This is a genomic window from Asticcacaulis biprosthecium C19, from assembly GCF_000204015.1.
GTDB lineage: Bacteria > Pseudomonadota > Alphaproteobacteria > Caulobacterales > Caulobacteraceae > Asticcacaulis > Asticcacaulis biprosthecius.
The window spans coordinates 152,110-174,816 of the sequence record NZ_GL883078.1; the positions used below are offsets into that span (position 1 = coordinate 152,110).

Consider the following 22,707-nt stretch of genomic DNA (forward strand, 5'->3'; position numbering starts at 1 on the left):
CATTACTTCTGGCAAGCGGCAAACTGTCCGGCGACGCAGTTTTCGTGAGGTGGCCCGGTGCAGAGCCGACTTTGGTTCAGAGAAGCCCTGCTCAGTACCGGGTGGGCACAGGATGTCCGCCTGACCGTGCGCCGCAATGTCGGCGTTGTTGCCCGGATCGAAACCGGTGTGGCGCCGGAAGCCAGCGACGAACGTCACGCCATCGCCCTTCCCGGCATGCCCAACCTGCACAGCCACGCCTTTCAGCGCGCCATGGCCGGGCTGACTGAGCGCCGTGGAACCGGTGAGGACAGTTTCTGGAGCTGGCGCGATCTGATGTACCGGTTCAATGCCCGCATCGGCCTGGAGGAACTGTGGGCCATAGCCGCCATGGCCTATATGGAAATGCTGGAGGCCGGCTTTACCCGCGTAGGAGAATTCCACTACCTGCATAACGCTCCCGATGGCCGCGCCTATGACAATCCGGCCGAAATGGTGGGGGCAATCGGCTCCGCCGCCATCGAAACCGGCATCGGCCTGACCTTGCTGCCGGTGTTTTACGCGCATTCCGGCTTTGGGGGCGCGCCACCGACCGAAGGCCAGAAGCGGTTCGTTTCCACGCTCGACAGCTATGCGCGGCTAATTGAAGCCTGCCACCCCTATATCGACGAAATACCGGGCGCCCGGCTGGGCGTCGCGCCTCACTCCCTGCGCGCGGTCACCGAGGAAGAACTGTCCGTGCTGTCCGCCCTGGCCGGCGACCGGCCGATCCATATCCACATCGCCGAGCAGGTGCGCGAAGTCGAAGACTGTCTGGCCTTTACCCGGCAAAGGCCGGTGGAATGGCTCCTCGACCACTGCGATGTCGGGCCGAACTGGTGCCTGGTTCACGCTACCCATATGACAGAGGATGAAACTGCCCGGCTGACGCGCAGCGGCGCCGTCGCGGGTCTGTGCCCGATCACGGAAGCCAATCTTGGCGACGGACTCTTCCCGGCGGCCGAATATGCGGGCCGCTGGGGGATCGGCAGCGATTCCAATGTCTGCATCAGCGTCGCCGAGGAATTGCGGGTGCTGGAATATGGCCAGAGACTCTCGCGCCGGGCGCGTAATGTCCTGGCGAAGCCTGGCCAGTCGACAGGTGCGCGGCTCTATACGGACGCCGCGGCGGGGGGCGCTCAGGCCCTGGGCTATCGGGCCGGACTCTTCGAGAGTGGACCTGCGGATATCGTCAGCCTGAACGCCGATCATGCGGCGCTGGCGGGAAAGTCAGGCAACGAGATCCTCGATTCCCTGGTTTTTGCCGCCACGGGCAGTCTGATCGATCGGGTCTGGCGGTATGGTCGCCTGCAGGTTCAGGACGGTCGCCACATCATGCGCGACCGGATTCTACCGAAGTATGTTCGCGCCTTGGAGACCCTGCGCGCATGAGCCTTGTTGGTAAAGGTTGGGCCCTGCACCGCCGCATAAGCCGCGACCTGGAAGACCGCATACGTTCTGGCGATCTACGGCCCGGCCAGCGCATCCCGACCGAGCACGACTTGATGCAGACCTATGGCTGCGCCAGGATGACGGTCAACAAGGCGCTGAGCCAACTGGCCGGTGACGGCCTGATCGAGCGGCGCAAGCGCGCCGGCTCCTTCGTGCGTATGCCGCGGCTGGAAACGCCCGTGCTGGAGATCCCCGACATCGAGGTCGAGGTCACCGCGCGCGGCGACCGCTACCGTTTCCAACTGTTGATCGCGCAGACCCGCAACGACAGCGATCTCAACGGCCCAACCCTGTCCCTGACCGGCATCCATTTCGCCCAGGACCGCGCCCTGGCCTATGAGGAACGCCGGATCAGTCTGACGGCGGTCCCCGAAGCGTCGACAGCGGACTTTACGGTGCAATCGCCGGGGCACTGGCTGTTGCAGGCTGTACCGTGGACGCGGGTCGAGCACATGGTCAGCGCCCTCGCCGCCCCCGCATCGATCGCCGCCCGGCTAGGCGTTGATAGAGGCGCTGCCTGCCTGGTGGTCGAGCGCCGGACCTGGAAGGACGAGAGCGTGGTCACCGTCGTCCGCCAAGTCTTCGACGGCACGGCCTACCGGTTGACCGCGTCCTTCGGCAAAACCGAGACCCGCTGATCCACCCTGATCACAATCGCCAGCTAAAAAATATCGCCGTTAGATATTCACCGATGAGGGGAGCCCTTCTTGACACCGGTGTCACGGTGAGGCTTATTGCTCTGGACAAAAGGCCCAAAAAGGGCTTGATGGCGCTAACAAGGCACATAACACAGGGACAGTCTAAATGCCGAACGACCTGGATCGTGACCAGATCACCTCCGCCGCGGTGCAGAAAGCCAGCAACTACCGCTGGATCATCTGTATCCTGTTGTTGGTGGCGATGGTCATCAACTACACCCACCGCCAGACCTTTGCGCTTTTGAAGGATGTCGTCGGCCCCGAACAGGGCTGGACTGAGCAGACCTATGCCGACATCGTCTTCTGGTTCCAGTGCGCGTACGCCATCGGCTATGTCAGCTTCGGTGGCATTATCGACCGCATCGGCGCGCGGGCCGGTTACGGCATCGCCTTCGTCATCTGGACCGTGGCCCATACCCTGACTGGATTCGTTGGCAATGCCTTTCAGTTCATGATCATGCGCTTTGCGCTGGGCATTGGGGAATCGGGCAGCTTCCCGGCTAGTCTGAAGGCCATTGCCGAGTGGTTCCCGCAGAAGGAACGCGCCCTGGCGGTCGGCATCTTCAACGCCGGCTCGAATCTGGGCGCCATCGTCGCGCCGTTCGCCGTGCCGCTGATCACGCTGGGCACCGTCCATATGACGCTCGGCGATTTCAAACTGGAAATGCAAGGCCTGGGCTGGGGCTGGCAAGCGACCTTCTTTGTCACCGGCCTGGGCAGCATGGCCTGGGTCCTGGCCTGGTGGGCCCTGTACCGCCGTCCGCGCGAACATCCCAAGGTCAATGCCGCAGAACTGGCCATTATTGAGAGCGATGCCGCCGACAAGAGCACCAAGGTGCCGTGGCTGAAGATCATCGGCGTCAAGGAGACCTGGATCTTCGCGATCGCCAAGTTTCTGATCGACCCGATCTGGTGGGTCTGGCTGTTCTGGCTGCCCGGCATGCTGAAAAAGAATTATGGCCTGGACCTGTCCAGTTTCGGCCTGCCAATCATCATCATCTACCTGATGTCCGACGTCGGTTCGGTCGCCGGCGGCTGGATGTCGTCGCAACTGATCAAGTCCGGCGTTTCCGTCAACTGGTCACGCAAGATCACCCTGTTCGTCTTCGCCCTGATGGTGCTGCCAGTCTTCTTCCTGGACGGCGTCAAGGATCTGTGGACAGCGGTTTTGATCATCGGTGTGGCCACGGCCGCGCACCAGGCCTTCTCCGCCAATGTCTACACCATTCCGACCGACACCGTGCCGCGCGCGGCGGTGGCTTCGGTCATTGGTTTTGGCGGCATGTGTGGCGCCATTGGCGGCATGCTGATGTCCAAGAATGTCGGCTTCATCCTTGAAACCACCGGGTCTTACCGGACCATCTTCTGGATCGCCGGTTCGGTCTATCTGATCGCCGTCCTCGTCATCCACGTCATGAGCCCGAAGCTCGAGCGCACCACCAAGCTGGACGGTGTTGCCGAAACGCCCAAGGCGTAGCACCTTGGAGCGCGGTTCGATCCGGTAGAACCGCGCTCTAAGTTTTTGTTTTGACGCGCGTCTTTATCCAACAAGTGCGTCACACTTTTTGGGATGCGCTTTAAGCGGGAGACGGCATAGCTGGTCGGCTTCTGGGGCCGGAACGCTCAGGCGTTCCGGCCCTTACTGTATCTAAACACCGCCACGGTTTGTTCAGGCTTTTTTGCTAGACTGCACACCTGATAGTTCTCTGAGGCTAGCTCATGTCGATCCGCGCCCGTATTCTTGCCCTGGTGGGTAGTTTTGCCATCATGGCCCTGGCTGTTACCGCATTGGGTCTGGTCACCCTGTCCGACTACAACCGCATGATGGAACGATCCGACCGCGCCTACCTCAACGCCTGGCGCGGAGAACACCTCAATCGCCTGGTCAGCCAGGTGGTCATGGAAGCACGCGGTCTGTATATCGCCAACGATGCTACGGAAACGACAGTGTTTGCCAGCAATCTCAACCGCAATCTCGATGAGATGGAGGTCCTGCTGGCCGACTGGCAAAAGGACGCCAACAGCGCTCAGGTCGCAGCGCTTCGCCAAGAAGCGACGGCCTTTATCGCCCTGCGCCGCGAACTGGCGCAGGTCGGGGCCGCCGGCGACCACGCCGGCGCGGAACGACTGGGCGTCGCCAACCGCCCGACCCGCATCGCCTTCCAGAGCAAGGTCGAGGCCCTGGTCCAGTCGACCCACGCCGAATTGACGGCAGCACGAACCGACGCCGATCGCTTCACCCAGCGCCGTGCGGTCGAGTTCTTCGCGGCGTCGATCATCGGTATCGTCATCATGCTGAGCCTGGCCCTGTGGGTGGTGTCGCATTTCGTCACCCGCCCGCTGCGTGATATCGCCACCGCCATTATCCACACGTCCAGGGGCGACTACGCTGTTCCGCTGCAGGAAACCGGCGGCAAGGACGAGATCTCAACCGTATGGCAGGCCCTCGCCGTGCTCAAGGAACGCGCCATCGAGCACGAGCGTCTGACTCAGGCGCAACGCGAAGCCGAACGCCAGGACGAGCTCAAGCTTCGTGAAATCCTGCTGGACTGATGCCGGGACGTAGTACCTGCCCGTGCCGGGTTCGCGTTTTCGATGCCTTTTTTCGCGCCCTTCCCTTCCCATGGCCGATGAGCGGGCCTATATAGAGGGTGTCCGGGCAACCGGACTATGGGGATAAACGCCCACGTAATAAGCGAACTGGACCCGGGTGCGATTCCCGGCGGCTCCACCATTCTCCCCTCGGGGATTTCTATGGGGCCGATCAGCATCGACAGGCGTGTAAAGGTGAAGCCTTCCCTCGGTATGAGCCTCCGCGATCGGCTCATTTTTTAACTGCGAACGATAACTTCGCTCAGGAGCATGCCCTTGCTGCGTAATGCAGCGGGGATCCTCCACCTAAACTCCTAGGGAATAAGCCCCCTAGGCGGGGCCCGGCAGGCGCCTTGCAACAGAAGCCTGCCACCTACCCATAATTCCCATGCCAGCGGCGGAGATAACCATCGCTTTTTCGTGACCGGACAATTTTGCGGTTTCGTTTGCCTCCCGGCGTGCTAAGCCTTATTGCTGCGCCCGCACACGCCCTCAGTCTCGACCAAGGATACCATGACCGACGATCAGATAAGTTCCGATCTGATGGACTATGCCAGCCTGACCCAGAACGCCCTGCGCGGCGTGATCCGGCAGGCCTTGCAGCGTGCTGCCTCGCCACAGGGCCTTCCGGGCGAGCACCACTTCTACGTCACCTTCCTGACGCGCGGTTCCGGCGTGTCCGTGCCGGAAGATCTGCTGGCGCGCTATCCGTATGACATCACCATCGTACTTCAGCACCAGTACCGCGACCTGCGGGTGGCCGATGACTTCTTCCGCGTCACCCTGACGTTTGGCGGTGCGCCCAAGGTGCTGACCGTGCCCTACGCTGCCATTACCCGCTTCCACGACCCCTTCGCCCAGTTCATGCTGGAATTCGAAGTGGAGGACAGCCGCGCCCTGACCCAGGACACCGATCCGGCCGACATGCTGGACGATGGATCTGAACCCGAGGTCGCAGCGCCGGACCTGGCCTCGCCCGCAGCGTCCGAGGCTAAGGAAACCGAAGCCCCCGACGACGCGCCCAAGGTCATCTCGCTGGACCACTTCCGCAAAAAGTAATCGTTCCCGGACTCCAAAAAGGACCTACGTCCCGCTCCCAGAATCGATTAAACTTACCGCCAAGGCTTATCGTATCGGCAGGCGTATCGGGATCTCAGACAACATGATGTGGCGCGCTTTTTCGGCTGGCGGCAGGATTTCGAGCATAGCCCCCGCGCTGGCTCTCATACTGGCCGTGACGGCTGGTCCGGCCGTGCCGCAGGAGACCGAAGTGGCAGCCTCTCCACCGGCTGCGGCCCCTGTTCAATCGTCCCTGAAACCCTATGTTCCGCCAGCGTCGTCCGCCTCGTCCAGCGCCGCCAGTGCCCCCAAGCCGAAGCCGCGCCCCCGTCCGGCGGCGGCTTCGGCCAGCGCCTCCAGTGCGACGTCATCGCCTGCGGGGCCCAGCTATCTCCAGCCCGTCACAGCGACGCCTGCCCCGCCGCAAGCGGCCACTACCCAAATAGCGCCCCCAATAGCGCCCATGGCCGTAGCCGATGCTGCCCCCGCCGCCAGCAATGTCCCGATCAGCGCGGACGACATTGAGACCTTCACCGATTCGGTTGTTCGGGCGTTGATGCAGCGGGACCATGTTCTTGGGGCGACGGTCGCTGTGGTCCAGGGCAACACACCGCTGCTGGTCAAGGGTTACGGCTATGACCGCCTGTCGCCGGCGCGCCGCGTCGACCCTAATACCAGCATGTTCCGCGTCGGTTCGGTCACCAAGACCTTCACCTGGATCGTGGCACGCCAGGAGATGGAGGCCGGCCGCATCGGACTGGACACGCCGATTGGTCAGCACGTTCCGGCCGATGTCTTCGCTGAGCGCGGCGTCTACAAGCCCCTGACCTTACGTAACCTGATGTCACACACCGGCGGCTTCGAGGACACCAGTCTGGGACACCTGTTCCAGCTCAATGGTGCCCAGCTGTCCGGTCCCGACGGCTATTTCCGCCGCCATACACCGCGCCAGGTGCGGGCGCCGGGTCAGTTCAGTTCCTATTCTAACTTCGGTGTCGCCCTGGCCGCCACGGCGCTCAGTCAGACCGCCGAGGCCAAGGACGTGCCGTCGCTGATGGAGGCGCGCATCTTCCAGCCCCTGGGCATGGATCACACCACCCTGCGCGAGCCTTACGCCACTGGCCCAGCCGACATCCAGAACCTGCCGGCACCGCTGGCCGCCAACCTCACCGGCTCGCTGTCGGATGGTTTTATCTGGGACGGCGCTACCTACAAGGCCCAGCCCTTCGACCATGCCATCGCCATGTCTGGGGCCCTGGGCGGATCGACGACGGCGCGCGACATGGCGCGGCTGATGTCGGTGATGCTGGCCAACGGCCAGGCCGACGGTATCTCGCTTTACAATGCCGACTCGGCACGTGCCTTTCGTACGCCGCTGCTCAAGATGCCGGAAGGTTATAATGGCTGGGCTTCGGGCCTGATGGTCGGCACGGCGCCGTCGGGTCTGGCGACCTATGGCCACAGCGGTGCGACCTTGTGGTTCAATGCCAACCTGGTCATCGTGCCGGAGATGAACCTCGCCATCTTTATCAGCACCAATACCCAGTCGGGCGCGGCCCTGGCCGAAAGCTATCCCGACCTGCTGCTAGATCATCTGGAAGGTGATTTGGTACGGCCGCCGCTGATGCCGGCTGCGGCCCAGGCCTATGCCGCCAACAAGCGCTATTACGACTCTCTGCGTGGTCACTATGTCTCGACCCGGCGCGCCTATGGCGGGCTGGAAGGCGCCATCACCCGGCTGATCAACACGGTCGAGGTCAGTGTCGACGGCGATGGCCGGCTCATCCTGACCACGGAGGACGGCATCTCCGCCTTTGTGCCAGCATCAGCTCAGGACTTCTTCAATCCCCAGGACAGCGAAAGCAGCGGTCCGGCCGGCAAGCTGGGCGGGTTGCATTTCTTGTTCGCCAAGCCGGGCGGCAAGGCGCAATCATTCGAAACCGCCAGCAACCTGATGCGCTACGAACGCATTGGCTGGATTCACAAGCCGGACACCCTGCACTTTTTGACCGGGCTTATGGCTGCGACCTGCATCCTGGTCTGGGTGTCCGCGGTACGCGGGCTCACGCGCAACGAACGGCCTACCGAGGTCCAGGCGCGGGCATCGCTGATCTCGGCGGGTCTGTCGCTGGCGTGGCTGGCGGCCATCTTTACCTTCAACGCCTGGCAGACCAGCCTGGCAGAAGATCCCGGCAAGCTGTTCACCCATTGGCCCAGTGGCCAGGTGCAACTGGCCTCATGGCTGGCAATCGTTGGGACCTTCGGCACCTTGTATCAAGTGGCGACCTTCTATTTCGTCGCCAACGAGGCGCAGAGGTTCAGTGTCAGCGACGGCTGGGCGCTGTGGCAGAAGATCGCCCACGGCGTGATGCTGGGCTATTGGTTGTTCTATATCATTGTGCTGGCGTGGTGGGGTGCGCTGATGCCGGTGTAACGCGCGACAACTTATGGGGTTTGGGGGTGAGAAGCGCAGGTTTGTCGCATGGCCGGCAAACCTGATGAAATCGACCCAGTGGGTCGATTTCCGCGACGAACGCCCAGAGCCATGCGGCGGGCGGCCCCATAAAATCTTTCTTTTTCCTTTTCCTTAGCCTCACCTCAAAAGGCGAGGCTAAGGAAAAGGAAGAGGGAAGACTTGGGGCCACGGGCCCCAAACCCCGTTACCTGTCAGCGCTTCAACGCATACACCTTTATCGTAATCTGTTCGCGTTCCCCTGGGAACCGCTCGACTAGCAACCTTGCCACCTGACTATCGTCGTGGAAAACAAACCCCTTGATCGCATCCAGCAGCGCCTTGGCCAGGTTGTCCAGGTCCATCCAGGGGGGATCGCCGATATGCTCCATGCGGATATCGACGGCGTGGTCTCCCCAGGCCGGCCGCGAACCGCGCCACTCTTTGCGGAAAAACTCATAGACCAGCGGCTTGTAATACCGCCCTTGCGTCGTCAGTCCGTCGATGACGATCTCCAGCCCTTCGGCCGTCTCACGGGCCTTGACCTTGCCCGAAACCACCCAGCCATCGCTCACGATGCAACCCGGCCGGCCACCGGCACATCACATGCCGAAAAATCCGCCCCGCGTTCTGCGCGAATGACAGCGACCTTTTCGGCGAAACCTGTCCCGGCTGTGTCCTCAACCTCCAAGCGTCCGTTGTCCTTCACATCGGCCAAAACCCGGACCGTCCGGATGACATCCGGTGCCGCCGGCGGTTCGCCCTGCGGAAGACCGGCCAGAATATCCTGCCCTACAACGACGCGACCGACCGGCGTGTATTCCCGGTCAATCCCCGGATAGACACCGGTCATGAAAAACAGCTCGGCATTGGCCGAATCCCGTTCAGCGTCGCGGCCCATACCGACGACACCCGTGCAGTAACTGATCCAGGCCGAACGGCTTCCGTCGGCAGCCTTCGGCGTCCCCCACGAGTTCTTTTCCACCGCAATATAGGGCATGGCGCCGATAAAGCCACTTTCCAGCCCCTTCGGCTTAGCGATCACCGTATGCGGCGCATCCACCTTCAACCTAAACCGAAACTCCGGCGGCAGGTTGGGTAGCTCGGTCTTGCCGCCTTCGACATTACCGACATCGATCTGGACCACGAAATTCGGCGCCACGCGCCAGAACTGCAGGCCGTCATAGGTGCCGCGACGGGTCAGCAGCTTGATGCGCTCAACCGCCTTGGGCGCCATCTCCGGGTGCAGTTCGACGAAGATCCGTCCCTTGGCCGTATCGACCACCAGCACATTCTCTGGATCGACGGCTTTCCATTTCGTGTCACCGGCCTGGGCCGCGCCCGCCGCCAACATCAAACCCAAAAGGGCAACGTGTACGCAGCCCCAAATGCGACGTTGCCCTAAGTTTTTTAGACGCCTCATGTCTACCCAAAAAGTGGCAATCCACTTTTTGGCAAGAGGCTTTGCCGCTGTCTTCATCATCATGCCCGATCTACGAAACTGTCGATGACCTTCTTTTCGCCACTGGTCTCGAAATCCACCAGCAGTTTATTGCCCTCCACCTCGGTCACCTGGCCGTAGCCGAACTTGACGTGGAAGACCCGCTCGCCGACCTTCAAATTCTTGGCGTCCGGCTTGGCGGCCACCGGCTGACGGTGCGGCACCGGCTTGCGCTCCAGGCGTGACATGTCGACACCGCCGGGCTGACTGTTATCACGCTCGCGCTTGGTATGGTTCGGTTGATAGCCTGCCCGGTCCCAGCGCGATTCCTGCGACGTCCATCCGGCATTGCCATAGCCCGTCTGGGAAGCCGCCTCGACATGCTCGATCGGCAACTCGTCGACGAAGCGCGACGGAATCTGGCTGGTCCAGCGGCCATAGACCTGGCGGTTGGCGACGAAGCTCACCTTGGCCTGCTCGCGCGCCCGGGTCAGGCCGACATAGGCCAGCCGACGCTCTTCTTCGAGGGACTTCAAGCCACCCTCGTCCATAGAGCGCTGCGAGGGGAAGATGCCCTCCTCCCAGCCCGGCAGATAGACGATCGGGAATTCCAGTCCCTTGGCGGCGTGCAGGGTCATCAACCGCACGCTGTTGGCGCCATTGTCGCGCTCCAGATCCATCACCAGGGCGACATGCTCCAGGAAGGCTTCGAGATTGTCGAAGGCAGCCATCGAGTCGCCCAGTTCCTTCAGGTTGTCCAACCGCGTCTGTCCCGAGGTCTTGTCGGCGCGCTGCATGTCGTAATAACCGCTGTCAGTCAGGATGGTGTCCAGCACGACTTCCGCCCGGCTCTCCTTTGCCAAGCCGGCCCAGCGGTCGTAGTCGCGCATAAAGGCGATCAGCGGCGTCTTGGACCGGCCCGGCAACTCATCCGTCTGGATCAGGTCGCGCACGGCCGTCATCACGCTCTGGCCGGAGAGACGCGCTTGCTGCAGCAGTTTCTGCACCGTCGCGTCGCCAATGCCACGCTTTGGGACGTTGATGATGCGTTCAAAGGCCAGGTCGTCGTCCGGTGACTGGATCAGGCGCATATAGGCGATGGCGTCACGTATTTCCGCCCGTTCGAAGAAGCGCGGTCCGCCAACGACGATGTACGGTATCTGCAGCATGACGAAGCGCTCTTCGAAGGCCCGCATCTGGAACGAGGCCCGCACCAGGATGGCCATATCCGCCCAGTTACGGCCGGACTTCTTGAGCTTCTCCATATCTTCGGCGATGAACTGGGCCTCGGCAGCGCCGTCCCAGATACCGTTGACGCGAACCTTGTCGCCCCCCTTCTGTTCGGTGAACAGCGTCTTGCCCAAACGCGCCGAATTGGCCTTGATAAGGCCCGACGCGGCGCCCAGAATATGCTGGGTCGAACGGTAGTTGCGCTCCAGCCGGATAACCTTGGCGCCAGGGTAGTCGCGCTCAAACTTCAGGATGTTGTCGACCTCGGCACCCCGCCATCCATAGATCGACTGGTCGTCGTCACCGACGCAGCACAGGTTGCGATTGGCGTTGGTCAGCAGACGCAGCCAAAGATATTGGGCGACGTTGGTGTCCTGATACTCGTCGACCAGGACGTATTTGAAGCGCTTGTGATAGTGCTCCAGAACGTCCTGGTGCTGCGTCAGGATGGTCAGGTTGTGCAGCAGCAGATCACCGAAGTCGCAGGCGTTCAGGATGCGCAGCCGGTCCTGGTACATCTGATACAGCTTCTGGCCGCGATTGCCGGCAAACTCCGTCCCGTCCCCCTTCACCTTGTCCGGCGACAGGCCTTTGTTTTTCCACTGGTCCAAATGCCAGGCGAAGGATTTCGGCGTCCAGCGCTTTTGGTCGATGTTCTCCCCTTCGAAGATGCCCTTAATCAACCGCACCTGGTCGTCGTCGTCCAGAATGGTGAAACTCGACTTCAAACCCACCAGTTCGGCGTGGCGACGCAGGATCTGCGCGGCGATCGAGTGGAAGGTGCCGAGATTCGACAGGCCTTCGGCAGACGGCCCGATCAGACGTTCGGTACGTTCGCGCATTTCGCGCGCCGCTTTGTTGGTGAAGGTGACGCAGAGGATCTCCCACGGCCGGGCCAAGCCGGTCTGCAGGATATGGGCGATTCGGGTGGTCAGCACGCGCGTCTTGCCCGTTCCGGCGCCAGCCAGGACCAGAACGGGGCCTTCCGTGGCACGGATGGCGGCGTCCTGTTCGGGGTTCAGGCCGGAAAACAGCTCCGGGCGTTCGGGAGGCCTGACGGCGGCGAGTTCGCTGATGCGGGTAGTGACAGATTCCATCAGAACAATTTAGCAACTGCCGCCGCCAAGTCCAACCCCGATTCCGTGATATCCGCAGAAGCCTTCACACGCACCTTCTATTGGCAGCCCGCATCCATCCATGACCCTTCTGCCGAGTGCAGACGGTCGGATGCGTCGAAATGAACGGTGATGTTATAGCGCACCTGGCAGGGATCGATCTGAAAGCCCTTGCCCATGGTTTTGCCATATACGCCCAGGGAAGGTTCACCCGGCCGCGGCGCAACGATGCCGGTATTGAACAGACGATAGCCGGCCGCGTTTAACTGACGCTCGACATCTGCCTTGGGCGCACCGGTACGCAGCGGCGGAATCAGGCCGATGCTCTCGCCTTGCGCCGGAGCGGCGTCACGGATAGCCAGGGTCAGGGCGTCAATGTCGCCCTGACCGCCGACCGCCGGTGTCGTCTGACAGGCGCCGAGGAACAGCGCCGCCAGTCCGAGTACCGGCAAAAACGAACAGGATCGCGGGAGGGTCATGACGATATCTCTGGGCAATAGTCTATGGTTTCCACCAGAATGGTGAAAATCATGGCCGAGATAGGGCACGCGTACCAATTACCCGGCCCGGACATAACATTGTTATGATTTGGGCCGCAAAATTCCCCGGAAATACTGTTACTCAGACCTTCTTGCGCTTGATCGTGGCACGTCCCTGGACAAAGGCCAGGGCGGACAGACGGCAGAAGGAGGCCAGAAGGCTTTCTCCACGTTTCGAATCAAGCTCCGCAATCAGGGCCGCGAGGCTGATTCGACGTTCTTTGGCGATGTTCTCCAGCACCACCCAGAACTCGGGTTCAAGGGCAACCGATGTGGCATGTCCAGCAAGGTTGACCGATCGTTTCTTTAGGCCAGGCATTTATTTTTCCTCCGGATCGTTGATGACCCGCTTTTGCAGTGTGCGCCGGTTTTGGCCGTCTCTATACGCAACTGTAACCCGTGTACTTACGCAAGCTTGTGGTAATATTAGACCACACCCCCTCCTCGAAAGTTAATCTGGGGTTTTTTATTGTTCCCCGTCAACAGGTTTTTGATTTTCAACAGTTGTCGCAAGACGATGACCGTCAACCTGTGCCATTTGCCGCTCACGTTCCCGGCTGGCCGCTTCGCGCGCTTTGACGGAAGTGCCGAAACGAATGCGATTTTCAGCCGCCTGTTTCGTTTTGCTTTGTTTTAGCTTGGCTTTTCGCGCCTTATTGAGATTGATAATGTCCGTCAATTAGGTCTCCTTCCGAGCCGATTCTGCGCTGCCCGGCGCACGGGTCAGCGCGATTTTTGACGTGAAGACGCAGGGGGCGTATAGACGGGCGCTTGAGATAACGCCTCGCAAATGCAAGTAGAGCCTACTTGCGTTTTCATGTTTCGACTGGGCCGCCCCGCCCGCCTGTAAGCAACCAATACCGCCATCGTTACGAACGATAGTTGTCAGGCAAGTATATACCTTATCTTTTTCCGCGTCCAGCCTTGAGTGTAGCCCGGACAGGAACGAGACGTTCCGGACATCTGCGGTTTTTGGATAGGATGGAAATAAATGAAAATTAAGGTGAAGCCCATCACAAGGTGTCTATAATCCGGTGTCATCTGAAACGGGTGACATCTTATGACTTTTATTCTCAACATTCTCTGGCTGATTTTCGGCGGTTTCATATCCGGCTGCCTGTGGCTTTTGGGGGGCGCCATCCTGGCCCTGACCATCGTTGGGCTCCCCTGGACCTTTGCCGCATGGCGAATCGCCGGATTCGTTTTCTGGCCCTTTGGACGCGAGATTGTCGACCGCTCCGAGTACGATGGCCAGCCCGATATCGGCACGGGTTGCCTGGGTGTCGGCCTCAACATCATCTGGTTTATTTTTGCCGGCTGGTACATCGCGCTGAGCCATATCCTCATCGCGATCGCCGAGGCCGTTACGATTATCGGCATCCCGTTCGCCTTCAAGGACGTGCAATTGGCCGCCCTAGCTCTGGCCCCTATCGGCAAGAAGATCGTCGACAAGCCATAGCACTGTCGCTCCCAATGAGCGCCCGCTGTCGAAACAAGGATTTCTGCGTCCCAGCGCCGAAATCCCCAGCATGCGACGGCATGCCGCCGCCCCTACCCAGCCTCGCGTCGCTTGAGCGACGAAAACGAGCCTCGCGGCGCCGGAGTGCCGCACAGACAAAGATTTCGGCGTCCCCAGCGCCGAAATCCCCAGCATGCGACGGCATGCCGCCGCCCCTGCGGCGAGCCTCGCGGCGCCTGAGCGATGAAAGCGAGCCCCGCGGCGCTAGAGCAGCAAAGATGACTCCCTTTTAATTTGATTTCGTTGCGGCCAAGGGCCACTTTACAAGGAAGTTTCGGAGTATCCCTATGCGTAAGTCCCTGATCACGTTCGCCGCCAGTATCGTCGCCATCACCTTGGCCACGGATGCCGTGGCCCAGATGCGCCTGATTTCCGACGGCCCGCAGATTGAACTGCGCGACCTGGCCGCCCGCGTCGTGGTCACGCCCGAGGATCGCAGCGACATCGACATCAAGGTTCGCTACGGCAAGGCCAAGGTACCGACCCTGATGATCTCCCAGCGCGGCAATGTGACCGTGCTGAACGGCCATCTGTCGGGCGGCAAGAGCAAGATGAACCTTCACTTCAACGAGGATGACCTGGCCAATGGTCAGGTGGCCATCGCCGGCCTGGGCAAGGTAAGATTCGACGACCTGCCGCTGATCTTCGTGCGCGTGCCCAACAACGCCGTGGTCAAGGACGCCGCCCTGACGGTCGGTCATGTCAAGCCCAGCCGCAGTCTGGACATGATCATGAGCGGCGCCGGCAGTTGGACGGTCGAGCCTGTCTCCGGACCGCTCAACATCATCAACAGCGGCGCCGGCGACATCAGCGTCTCGACCGCTGGTGACTCCATTATCGACAATATGGGCTCGGGCGATATCAACGTTCAGTCGGTGCGCAAGCTGAAGCTGACCCAGACGGGGTCGGGTGGGTTCTCGGCGCACAACAGCCAGGACGTCGAGATTTTCAACCAGGGCTCGGGCGATGTAGAGGTGCTGAATGCGCGCTCGGTCAAGGCCAAGATGAACGGTTCGGGTGACCTGACGCTGGGCAATGTGATGAACGGCCTGACCCTGGTCAACAACGGTTCCAGCGACGTGTCGGTACAAAAGATAGCCGGACCTGTCTCGCTCAGCCTGGCCGGGTCCGGTGATGTCGACATTGCCGGTGGCCATATTCCGGGCTTTGTCATGAAGGGTTCGGGCTCGGGCGATGTTGCCTTCGGCGGCATTGCCGGCACGGTCAATATCGACGCCAACGGTCCGGGCGACATCAGCATCATGAAAGCCACCGGCCCCGTCATCACGAAGGTGAATGGCTCAGGCGAAATGTACATCGGCCAGTAAATCCACCACGCCTGCCTGCCGTTTGCCGTTGGCAAATGGTTAACGGCAGTGTAGTCTTCCGTCGGTGGCCGCGAAAACGGCTGTAAGGGGGCTTTCATGGATCAGGTGATTTCCGTATTCAATGCCATCGGTGGTGGCATCGGCGGTGTGTGGGCTGCCTTGGGCGCCCTGTCGGTGCCAGTCCTGGTCCTGTTGATCGTCTTCGTCGCCATGGGGTTGAAAATCAATCAGGAATGGGAACGCGGCGTCGTCTATTTCCTGGGCCGCTATGCCTCGACGCGCGGTCCGGGTCTGTACTGGATCATCCCCTTCATCGAATACGTCAAACGGGTCGACGTCCGCATCCTGACGGTCAAGCTGGAAACCCAGGAAACCCTCAGCCGCGATGGCGTGGCGGTCCGCGTCAATGCCGTGGTGTGGTACAAGGTCATCGATCCAGCCAAGGCGCTGAACGCCGTGTTCGATCCCTATATGGCCGTGTTGCAGGCATCGGAAACGGCGCTGCGTGACACCATCGGCCAGCACGGTCTCGACGAATTGCTGAAGCATCGCGAGATGGTCAATGCCAAGCTGATGGACATGCTGGAACGGTCGGCGTCCAAATGGGGCGTAGATATCGACACCGTCGAAATGCGCGACCTCGACATTCCGGAACAGATGCAGCGCGCCCTGGCCCGTGAAGCCGAAGCAACTCGCGAAGCCAAGGCCCGACTGATCAAGGCCCAGGGCGAAGCGGCGGCGGCGGAAACCCTGGTGGCGGCCGCCAAGATGATTCAGAGCGCCCCGGCGGCGCTGGAGCTGCGGCGTTTGCAGACCCTTAGCGAAATCGGCTCCGAGCAGAACACGACGATCGTTCTGGCCCTGCCGATGGAAATGACTCAGGCGGCAAGCGGTCTGATCGACATGGTCAAGAACAAGACCTAAGAGCGATCGAGATTAAGTTGTAAGGCGTCCGCGAGGCGGCTTCGTTCGCTAAGTGGTCCACAGATTACACAGATTAGGCGCGCAAGCGCGCTGATTTTAATTGGCGCGAAGCGCCGTTCTTAATCCCGTCTAATCTGTGTAATCTGTGGATCCCCTTCTACCCTTCGCCATGGAAGAAGTCGTAGATCTTCTGCGCCAAGGCCGCGGAAATGCCTTCGACTTTTTGCAACTCCTCGACCCGTGCACTCGCGACCTCGCGGCCGGAACCGAAGGCCGCCAACAGCGCTCGCTTTCTCCGCGCGCCGATGCCGTCAATATCGTCCAGCGGATTCTGTGAGATCGCCTTGTCGCGCTTGTGCCGGTTGGCGCCGATGGCATAGCGGTGGGCCTCATCGCGCAGCCGTTGCAGGTAATACAGGACCGGCGATTTCGGCTCCATCATGAACGGTAAGCGTCCAGGCATGAAGAAGCGCTCAAGACCCGCATCACGATCGGGTCCCTTGGCGACACCTACGATGCGGATATCCTCCATCGCCAGTTCCGCCATCACGCCGAGAACAGCGTCCAGTTGCCCCTGGCCGCCGTCGACCAGGACCAAATCCGGTTTGCCGAAGGCTTTCTCACCTTCGGGCACGTCCTTTTCCTTGATTAGCCGCATGAAACGGCGCCGGAAGACCTCGGCCATCATGGCGTAGTCGTCGCCCGGCTTGGTATCGAGATCCCGGATGGTGAACTTGCGGTACTGCCCTTTCATGAAGCCTTCCGGCCCGGCGACCACCATGCCGCCGACCGCATGGGTGCCGCCCAGGTGTGAGTTGTCGTAGACCTCGATGCGGATCGGGGGGGCGTCCAGGCCAAACGCCTCGGCCACGCCCTGCAACAGCTTCGACTGGGCCGAATGCTCGGCCAGCCGCCGCCCCAGTGCCGCCTTGGCGTTGTTCAAAGCATGCTGGACGATCTCGCACTTGCCACCGCGCATCGGCCGGGTGATCTGAACTTTGCGTCCGGCTTTCAGGCTGAGCGCCTCCATCATCAGGTCCGGCTCGTTGAGATCGTGGGACACCAGGATCAGGCGCGGCACCTGGCGGTCCTGATAAAATTGCCCCAAGAAGGCATCGAGGATGGCGCCTTCGGTATCTTCGCTATCGACCCGCGGGAAGTAGGCGCGGTCGCCCCAATTTTGGCCGGCGCGGTAGAACACCACCTGCACGCAGGCGCCACCGCCTTGGGCAAACACCGAAAAGACATCGGCCTCTTCCTCGTTCAGATCCACCGAGGTCGACATGGCGACGTGATTCAACGCCCGCACTCGGTCACGCAGATGGGCGGCACGCTCGAAGTCCATCTCGTCGGAAGCCTGCATCATCTCGGCGCTCATGCGCTCGATGACCTTGCGGCTCTTGCCCCGCAGGAAATCATGAGCCTGGCTGGCCAAGGCATTGTAGTCCGGCAGCGAGATGACGCCGGTGCACGGCGCACTGCACCGCTTGATCTGGTGCAGCATGCACGGCCGGGTGCGCGACGCGTAAACACTGTCCGTGCAGGTGCGTAACAGGAAGGCTTTCTGCAGCGTATCCAGGGTATTGTTGACGGCAAAGGTCGAGGCGAAGGGGCCGAAATAGTCGCCCGGAATGGAATGGGCGCCGCGATGTTTGGTGACCTGTGGCGCTTCGTGATCCTTGCGCACCAGGATCTCGGCAAACATCTTGTCGTCGCGCAGCAGCACATTGTAGCGCGGCTTTAAGGCCTTGATCAGCCGCGCCTCCAGCAGCAGAGCCTCGCCTTCGGTGTCAGTGCGGATCAGCACCATTTCACGCGTCAGGGCGACCATGCGGGCGATGCGCTGGGTATGGAACCGACCTTGCGCATACTGCAGCACGCGCTTTTTGAGCGACTTGGCCTTGCCGACGTACAGGACCTCGCCGTCGTCGCCGAGCATGCGGTAGACGCCCGGCTTGTCAGGCGCCAGGGCCGCTTCACGCCGGATCAGCTCCGCGCCCTTCAGCGGTTCTTCCGGCGCCGGACTGTCCGGCGTAGCGATGGTGATTTCTGGATGGTCCACGACTCAACTTCTACTCTGTCTTCTGCCAATAGACGACAGCGGCGCATAACTCTAAATCAGGATTCTACCCTGATTTGGCAAGGGCATCAGATAGCTTCTTGGCCAGCCGCGCACGTTTGTGCGAGCCCGCGCGGCGCGTGAGCGCATACAGTGTAACAATTTCTGTTCACGGGCGCGTGATATTGCACTTGCGAAAATCGCCGTTTTTAGTATCCACAGCATATGCGTTTTGTATCGTCCGTTTTCCAGAGTCTGAAGGTGGCTTCAGGATCTTTCGCTGCGGCATTGACCGCCGCGGCGCCGGGATCGTCCCCGGCCGAGATCCGTTCGCTCACCGGCCTGCGCGGCCTGGCGGCTCTGTACGTGGTGATCTTCCACGCCAACGGGTTCTGGAAGTTCCCTGATCCGGTGCGGCCGTTCATCCATCACGGCTATATGGCGGTCGACCTGTTCTTCATTCTAAGCGGGTTCGTCATGGCGATGACCTATGCCCACATGTTCGAAGACGGCTTCTGCTTCAAGAAGTTCAAGCACTTCCTGGTACTACGCCTGGTGCGGATCTATCCGTTGTTCGCCCTGATGACGGTGCTGACCGCAATCCTAATCGTCACCGTCCTGGCGCCGACCTACCGCTTCGAAGACCTGCCTCTGGCCCTTCTGCCGAACTTTACCCTCACCCAGGTGTGGGGCCTGTCCAACTCGATCGTGCCCCAAGCATGGTCGATTTCGGCGGAATGGGCCGCCTATCTGCTGTTCCCTCCCGGTGTCTGGCTGGCGCTGAAGGTGTCGCGACGCTGGACCGTGCTGGGCCTGCTGGCCAGCTTTGCTGTGTTGGGCGCCATTGCCTACGGCCCGCACTGGATTGCCGAAACGCCGCTGCGCGGCCGCCACGGCCCCCTGGATATCGTCAGCTCCTACGCCCTTGGCACGACCCTGCGCTGCCTGGCGTCGTTCTACATCGGCCTCGTCGCCTGGCGGTTCAAGGACCTGATCCCGGCGCGCGCCGCCGGCGTTCTGTTCCTTCTGGCGTTGCTCCTGCTCTCTATGAAGGGGTCGGACCTGATCCTGGTCGGCGTCTTTGGCGTGCTGATTATGGCGCTCAGCCACGACACCGGATGGGTGGCGCGGCTGATGCAGGTGCGCTGGGTCTATTGGCTGGGCGGCATTTCCTATGCCCTGTATCTGATCCACGACATCGTCCAGAAGATCATCTTCCAGTCCTTTCCGGGCTGGGGCCTCAGCGGCGCCCTGCCGAAGTGGGGCTGGGTCATCGTGTCGGTGACCGTATCGATTGCCCTGGCAGCGCTGAGCCATTACCAGTTCGAAAAGCCCTCACGGACATGGTTCCGTCGCCTGATCAAGAACCCGCCGGCCTCGAAGCCGCGCGAAGTCCTGACGCCAGCGGAGTAAACCCTCGCGCCGGTTACTGCGGCAGTCTTCGCGAAGTGGGTCCACAGATTACACAGATTAAGAGAGATTAAGAACGGCGCTTCGCGCCAAGAATAATCAGCGCGCTTGCGCGCTTAATCTGTGTAATCTGTGGACCCACTTCGCGTAAATGGCCGCTACGCGGCGCTTTCGAGACAGGCATCTATTCTAGCTTATCAGCCTTGTACAGCGTCGGGAACAGCTTGATCCAGGCGCCCGTCACAATCAGAGAACCGATGCCGCCGAACAGGGCCGCACCGACCGGGCCTAGTATGCGCGCTGCCACGCCGCTTTCAAATTCGCCCAACTCGTTCGACGCCCCGATAAACAGGTAGGACACCGACGCCACCCGACCGCGCATATGGTCGGGCGTCACAATCTGGACCAGGGTACCGCGGACATAGACGCTGATCATGTCGGCCGCGCCCAGCACGGTCATGGCGAAGATCGACAGCCAGACATTGGTCGACCGGCCGAAGACGATCGTCGCCACGCCGAAGATGGCCACACCGCCGTACATCCACGGCCCGGCATGACGGCGCAAGGGCCGAAGCGACAGGTAGAAGGACATGATCAGCGCACCAATCGCCGGCGACGCCCGCAACAGACCAAAGGCAATTGCCGCCGGCAGCAGGGTATCGGCAACGATGACGTCGCGGACAAACACCGGCATCAACGCCGTCGCACCGCCCAGCAGCACGGCGAACAGGTCCAGCGAAATCGCGCCCAGGATCAGCTTGTTGGTCCAGATATAGTTCCATCCCTCCTTCACCATCTGGGTCTTGGAGGTGGTGGACGGTTCCGGCGCCGTCTTCGCCTTGATCGTGAACACCAGGACCGACGCGACGACCAGCAGGACGGCACAAAAACCATAGGCAAAATGGGTCGAAAATCCGATCAGCACGCCGCCGAGGGCCGGGCCGACGATCAGGCCGGTCTGAAAGGCCATGGAGTTGACGGCAATCGCCTTGGGCAGCACGAACTTGGGCACCAGCATCGGGCCGATGGCCGAACTGGCCGGCGCGCTGAAGGCGCGGAAAGCGCCCAGGACGGCGCTGAGGGCAAAAAAGCCCCAGAACGGCGCCGCCGGCAGAAACGAATAGGCCAGGAACCCCAGCGACAGCAGCATTTGCCCGACCAGGACGATAGAGATGATCTTCTTGCGATCATAGCGGTCCGCAATGATGCCAGCCGGGATGGTGAAGGCGAACAGGGTAATGAACTGCGCCAGGCCGATGAGGCCGACATACAGCGCCGATTCCAGCACGTTGGAGGTCTGACGGGCGATGTCGTAAACCTGCCAGCCTATGGCCGCGCTTTGCGCCGATGTCCCCAACACACCGCACAGGCGCGACAGCCAGAAGGCGCGGAAATCGGGGATCTGGAGCGGGTGGCGCTGATCCTGATCGGCATCAGGCACGTTGGGGGTCTCGCGTGGAGTCTCTGGCGTCACGGCAACAGCCTTTGCACACAAATGAGTTGCGGGCACCCTATTTGAGTCTTACATCCACCGCCATGCCGAACACCGTAAAATCCACGCCAATTGACCCTGTTGTCCTGACCCAGAACCTGATCCGCCGCGAGTCGGTCACGCCGGCCGATGCCGGCGCCATGGATGTGGTCCAGCGGGTCCTGGAAGGCCTGGGCTTTGCCTGTGAGCGGCTGAAATTCGGTCAAATCGAAAACCTCTATGCCCGCCGCGGCACCACTGGGCCAAACCTGTGTTTCGCCGGCCATACCGATGTTGTGCCGGGCGGCGTGCGGTCGTTGTGGCGGTACGATCCGTTCGGCGCTGAAATCCACGATGGCCTGGTGATCGGCCGCGGCGCCGTAGATATGAAGGGCGGCATTGCCGCCTGGATCGCGGCTGTGTCGCGGGTCGACGTCCCAGGGTCCCTTTCGTTCCTGATCACAGGCGACGAGGAAGGCGAAGCCAGCGACGGCACGATCCGGGTGGTCGAATGGCTGCGTGAACGCGGTGAGGTCATCGATCACTGCATCGTCGGCGAGCCGTCTTCCTCGGCGCAGTTGGGTGACATGATCAAGGTCGGCCGGAGGGGCTCGATCAACGCCACCTTCACCGTCACGGGCAAGCAGGGCCATGTCGCCTATCCACAGCGCGCTCTGAACCCCCTGCCCGTTCTGGTCGACCTGGTGGCGGCGTTAAAGGCGCGCGTCCTGGATGATGGTTATGAGGGCTTTCCGCCGTCGAACCTGGAAATTACCACGATCGATACCGGCAATACAGCGACAAATGTCATCCCGCAGTCTGCGATGGCACGGGTCAATATCCGCTTCAACCCCACACATACCGGGGCTGAGTTGAAAGCATGGTTCGAGGGGCTGGCGGTGGACCATGCCGCGCGGTCGGGTGCCAAGATCGATGTCCGGGTCAGCATTTCGGGCGAGGCCTTCCTGACCGAGCCCGGCCCCTTTGTCGACCTGATCGCCGAGGTCATCCAGGCGCAATTCGGCATCGAGACGGATCGTTCAACCACGGGCGGAACCTCGGACGCGCGGTTTATCCGGGCGCTGTGTCCGGTGGTCGAATTCGGCCTGGTCGGCCAGACCATGCACCAGATCAATGAGTGCGTCCCGGTGACGGAACTACAGGCTTTGACGGACGTGTATGCGGCTTTGATTGAAGCCTATTTCAGGAGATTCTGACAGCAATAAGGTTGTCCACAGATAAGCCAGATAAGCCAGATGGACAGCGCTTCCGAACCATAGCTTGTTGAAATGTATGAAGTTTCGACGAGCTTTGCTCGTCATTTTTCCGTTGGTTGATCCGCGATTTCAACCGTCTGCGCTGTCCATCTGGCTTATCTGGCTTATCTGTGGACAACCCTT

General features: G+C 61.2%; 19 protein-coding genes and 1 other RNA gene. 12 read left to right on the plus strand and 8 right to left on the minus strand.

The features are described 5' to 3' along the window. Positions 1 to 57: 57 nt before the first annotated feature. The 7 genes from ABI_RS11315 (at position 58) to ABI_RS11340 (ending at position 8,253) form a co-directional block, all read left to right on the plus strand. Complete coding sequence (locus ABI_RS11315) at positions 58 to 1,410, plus strand: formimidoylglutamate deiminase (protein WP_040309167.1); 1,353 nt, start codon at positions 58 to 60, stop codon at positions 1,408 to 1,410. Next, on the plus strand, positions 1,407 to 2,108 hold the full coding sequence (gene hutC, locus ABI_RS11320) for a histidine utilization transcriptional repressor HutC (RefSeq protein ID WP_040309168.1): 702 nt from the start codon (positions 1,407 to 1,409) through the stop codon (positions 2,106 to 2,108). The genes ABI_RS11315 and hutC overlap by 4 nt, the downstream gene beginning before the upstream one ends. Positions 2,109 to 2,274: 166 nt before the next feature. Next, on the plus strand, positions 2,275 to 3,645 hold the full coding sequence (locus ABI_RS11325; RefSeq protein WP_006273110.1) for an MFS transporter: 1,371 nt from the start codon (positions 2,275 to 2,277) through the stop codon (positions 3,643 to 3,645). A 242-nt stretch (positions 3,646 to 3,887) separates the two neighbouring features. Further along, positions 3,888 to 4,721, plus strand: coding sequence for a HAMP domain-containing protein (locus tag ABI_RS11330; RefSeq protein ID WP_006273111.1), 834 nt, complete (start codon positions 3,888 to 3,890; stop codon positions 4,719 to 4,721). 61 nt (positions 4,722 to 4,782) lie between these two features. After that, positions 4,783 to 5,134: a transfer-messenger RNA gene (gene ssrA / locus ABI_RS24445) on the plus strand. Positions 5,135 to 5,273: 139 nt separating this feature from the next. After that, entirely contained in the window at positions 5,274 to 5,819 is a 546-nt protein-coding gene (locus ABI_RS11335) for an SspB family protein (RefSeq protein ID WP_006273112.1), read from the plus strand. Between the two features lie 103 nt (positions 5,820 to 5,922). Further along, complete coding sequence (locus ABI_RS11340; protein WP_245531339.1) at positions 5,923 to 8,253, plus strand: serine hydrolase domain-containing protein; 2,331 nt, start codon at positions 5,923 to 5,925, stop codon at positions 8,251 to 8,253. 233 nt (positions 8,254 to 8,486) lie between these two features. Here ABI_RS11340 and ABI_RS11345 read toward each other — a convergent pair whose 3' ends face one another. From ABI_RS11345 to ABI_RS24450, 6 genes are all read right to left on the minus strand, one after another. Beyond that, positions 8,487 to 8,846 carry a RusA family crossover junction endodeoxyribonuclease gene (locus ABI_RS11345; protein WP_040309169.1) on the minus strand — a complete coding sequence of 120 codons (360 nt, stop codon included), beginning with the start codon at positions 8,844 to 8,846 and terminating at the stop codon, positions 8,487 to 8,489. Beyond that, entirely contained in the window at positions 8,843 to 9,625 is a 783-nt protein-coding gene (locus tag ABI_RS11350; protein ID WP_006273115.1) for a peptidylprolyl isomerase, read from the minus strand. Before ABI_RS11350 ends, ABI_RS11345 begins: the two co-directional genes overlap by 4 nt. A gap of 128 nt (positions 9,626 to 9,753) precedes the next feature. Further along, positions 9,754 to 12,039: an ATP-dependent helicase gene (locus ABI_RS11355; RefSeq protein ID WP_040309170.1), complete on the minus strand. Its 2,286-nt coding sequence runs from the start codon at positions 12,037 to 12,039 to the stop codon at positions 9,754 to 9,756. 77 nt (positions 12,040 to 12,116) lie between these two features. Continuing rightward, positions 12,117 to 12,536: a hypothetical protein gene (locus ABI_RS11360; RefSeq protein WP_040309171.1), complete on the minus strand. Its 420-nt coding sequence runs from the start codon at positions 12,534 to 12,536 to the stop codon at positions 12,117 to 12,119. 142 nt (positions 12,537 to 12,678) lie between these two features. Continuing rightward, positions 12,679 to 12,915 (minus strand): ribbon-helix-helix domain-containing protein, encoded by a 237-nt coding sequence (locus ABI_RS11365; RefSeq protein WP_040309172.1) that lies wholly within the window; start codon positions 12,913 to 12,915, stop codon positions 12,679 to 12,681. A 147-nt stretch (positions 12,916 to 13,062) separates the two neighbouring features. Next, the gene (locus ABI_RS24450) at positions 13,063 to 13,275 is read right to left on the minus strand and encodes a DUF4169 family protein (RefSeq protein ID WP_006273118.1); all 213 of its coding nucleotides are present in this window, start codon (positions 13,273 to 13,275) and stop codon (positions 13,063 to 13,065) included. 381 nt (positions 13,276 to 13,656) lie between these two features. Between ABI_RS24450 and ABI_RS11370 the strand changes: the two genes are divergently transcribed. From ABI_RS11370 to ABI_RS11380, 3 genes are all read left to right on the plus strand, one after another. Continuing rightward, entirely contained in the window at positions 13,657 to 14,055 is a 399-nt protein-coding gene (locus tag ABI_RS11370; RefSeq protein ID WP_006273119.1) for a YccF domain-containing protein, read from the plus strand. A 347-nt stretch (positions 14,056 to 14,402) separates the two neighbouring features. Then, complete coding sequence (locus tag ABI_RS11375) at positions 14,403 to 15,443, plus strand: GIN domain-containing protein (RefSeq protein WP_006273121.1); 1,041 nt, start codon at positions 14,403 to 14,405, stop codon at positions 15,441 to 15,443. Between the two features lie 96 nt (positions 15,444 to 15,539). Then, a complete protein-coding gene (locus tag ABI_RS11380) occupies positions 15,540 to 16,367 on the plus strand; it encodes a slipin family protein (protein ID WP_006273122.1) in 828 nt (275 codons plus the stop codon). Positions 16,368 to 16,524: 157 nt separating this feature from the next. On the opposite strand, the gene uvrC is transcribed toward ABI_RS11380, so the two are convergent. Further along, positions 16,525 to 18,429, minus strand: coding sequence for an excinuclease ABC subunit UvrC (uvrC, locus tag ABI_RS11385; RefSeq protein ID WP_006273123.1), 1,905 nt, complete (start codon positions 18,427 to 18,429; stop codon positions 16,525 to 16,527). A gap of 258 nt (positions 18,430 to 18,687) precedes the next feature. On the opposite strand from uvrC, the gene ABI_RS11390 reads away from it, so the two are divergent. Beyond that, positions 18,688 to 19,839 carry an acyltransferase family protein gene (locus tag ABI_RS11390; protein ID WP_245531340.1) on the plus strand — a complete coding sequence of 384 codons (1,152 nt, stop codon included), beginning with the start codon at positions 18,688 to 18,690 and terminating at the stop codon, positions 19,837 to 19,839. A 181-nt stretch (positions 19,840 to 20,020) separates the two neighbouring features. Here the strand turns inward: ABI_RS11390 and ABI_RS11395 are convergent, their stop codons facing one another. Next, a complete protein-coding gene (locus ABI_RS11395; RefSeq protein WP_006273125.1) occupies positions 20,021 to 21,277 on the minus strand; it encodes an MFS transporter in 1,257 nt (418 codons plus the stop codon). Positions 21,278 to 21,372: 95 nt separating this feature from the next. Here ABI_RS11395 and dapE point away from each other — a divergent pair, with 95 nt between their 5' ends. After that, positions 21,373 to 22,524: a succinyl-diaminopimelate desuccinylase gene (gene dapE, locus ABI_RS11400; protein ID WP_006273126.1), complete on the plus strand. Its 1,152-nt coding sequence runs from the start codon at positions 21,373 to 21,375 to the stop codon at positions 22,522 to 22,524. Positions 22,525 to 22,707 lie beyond the last annotated feature (183 nt).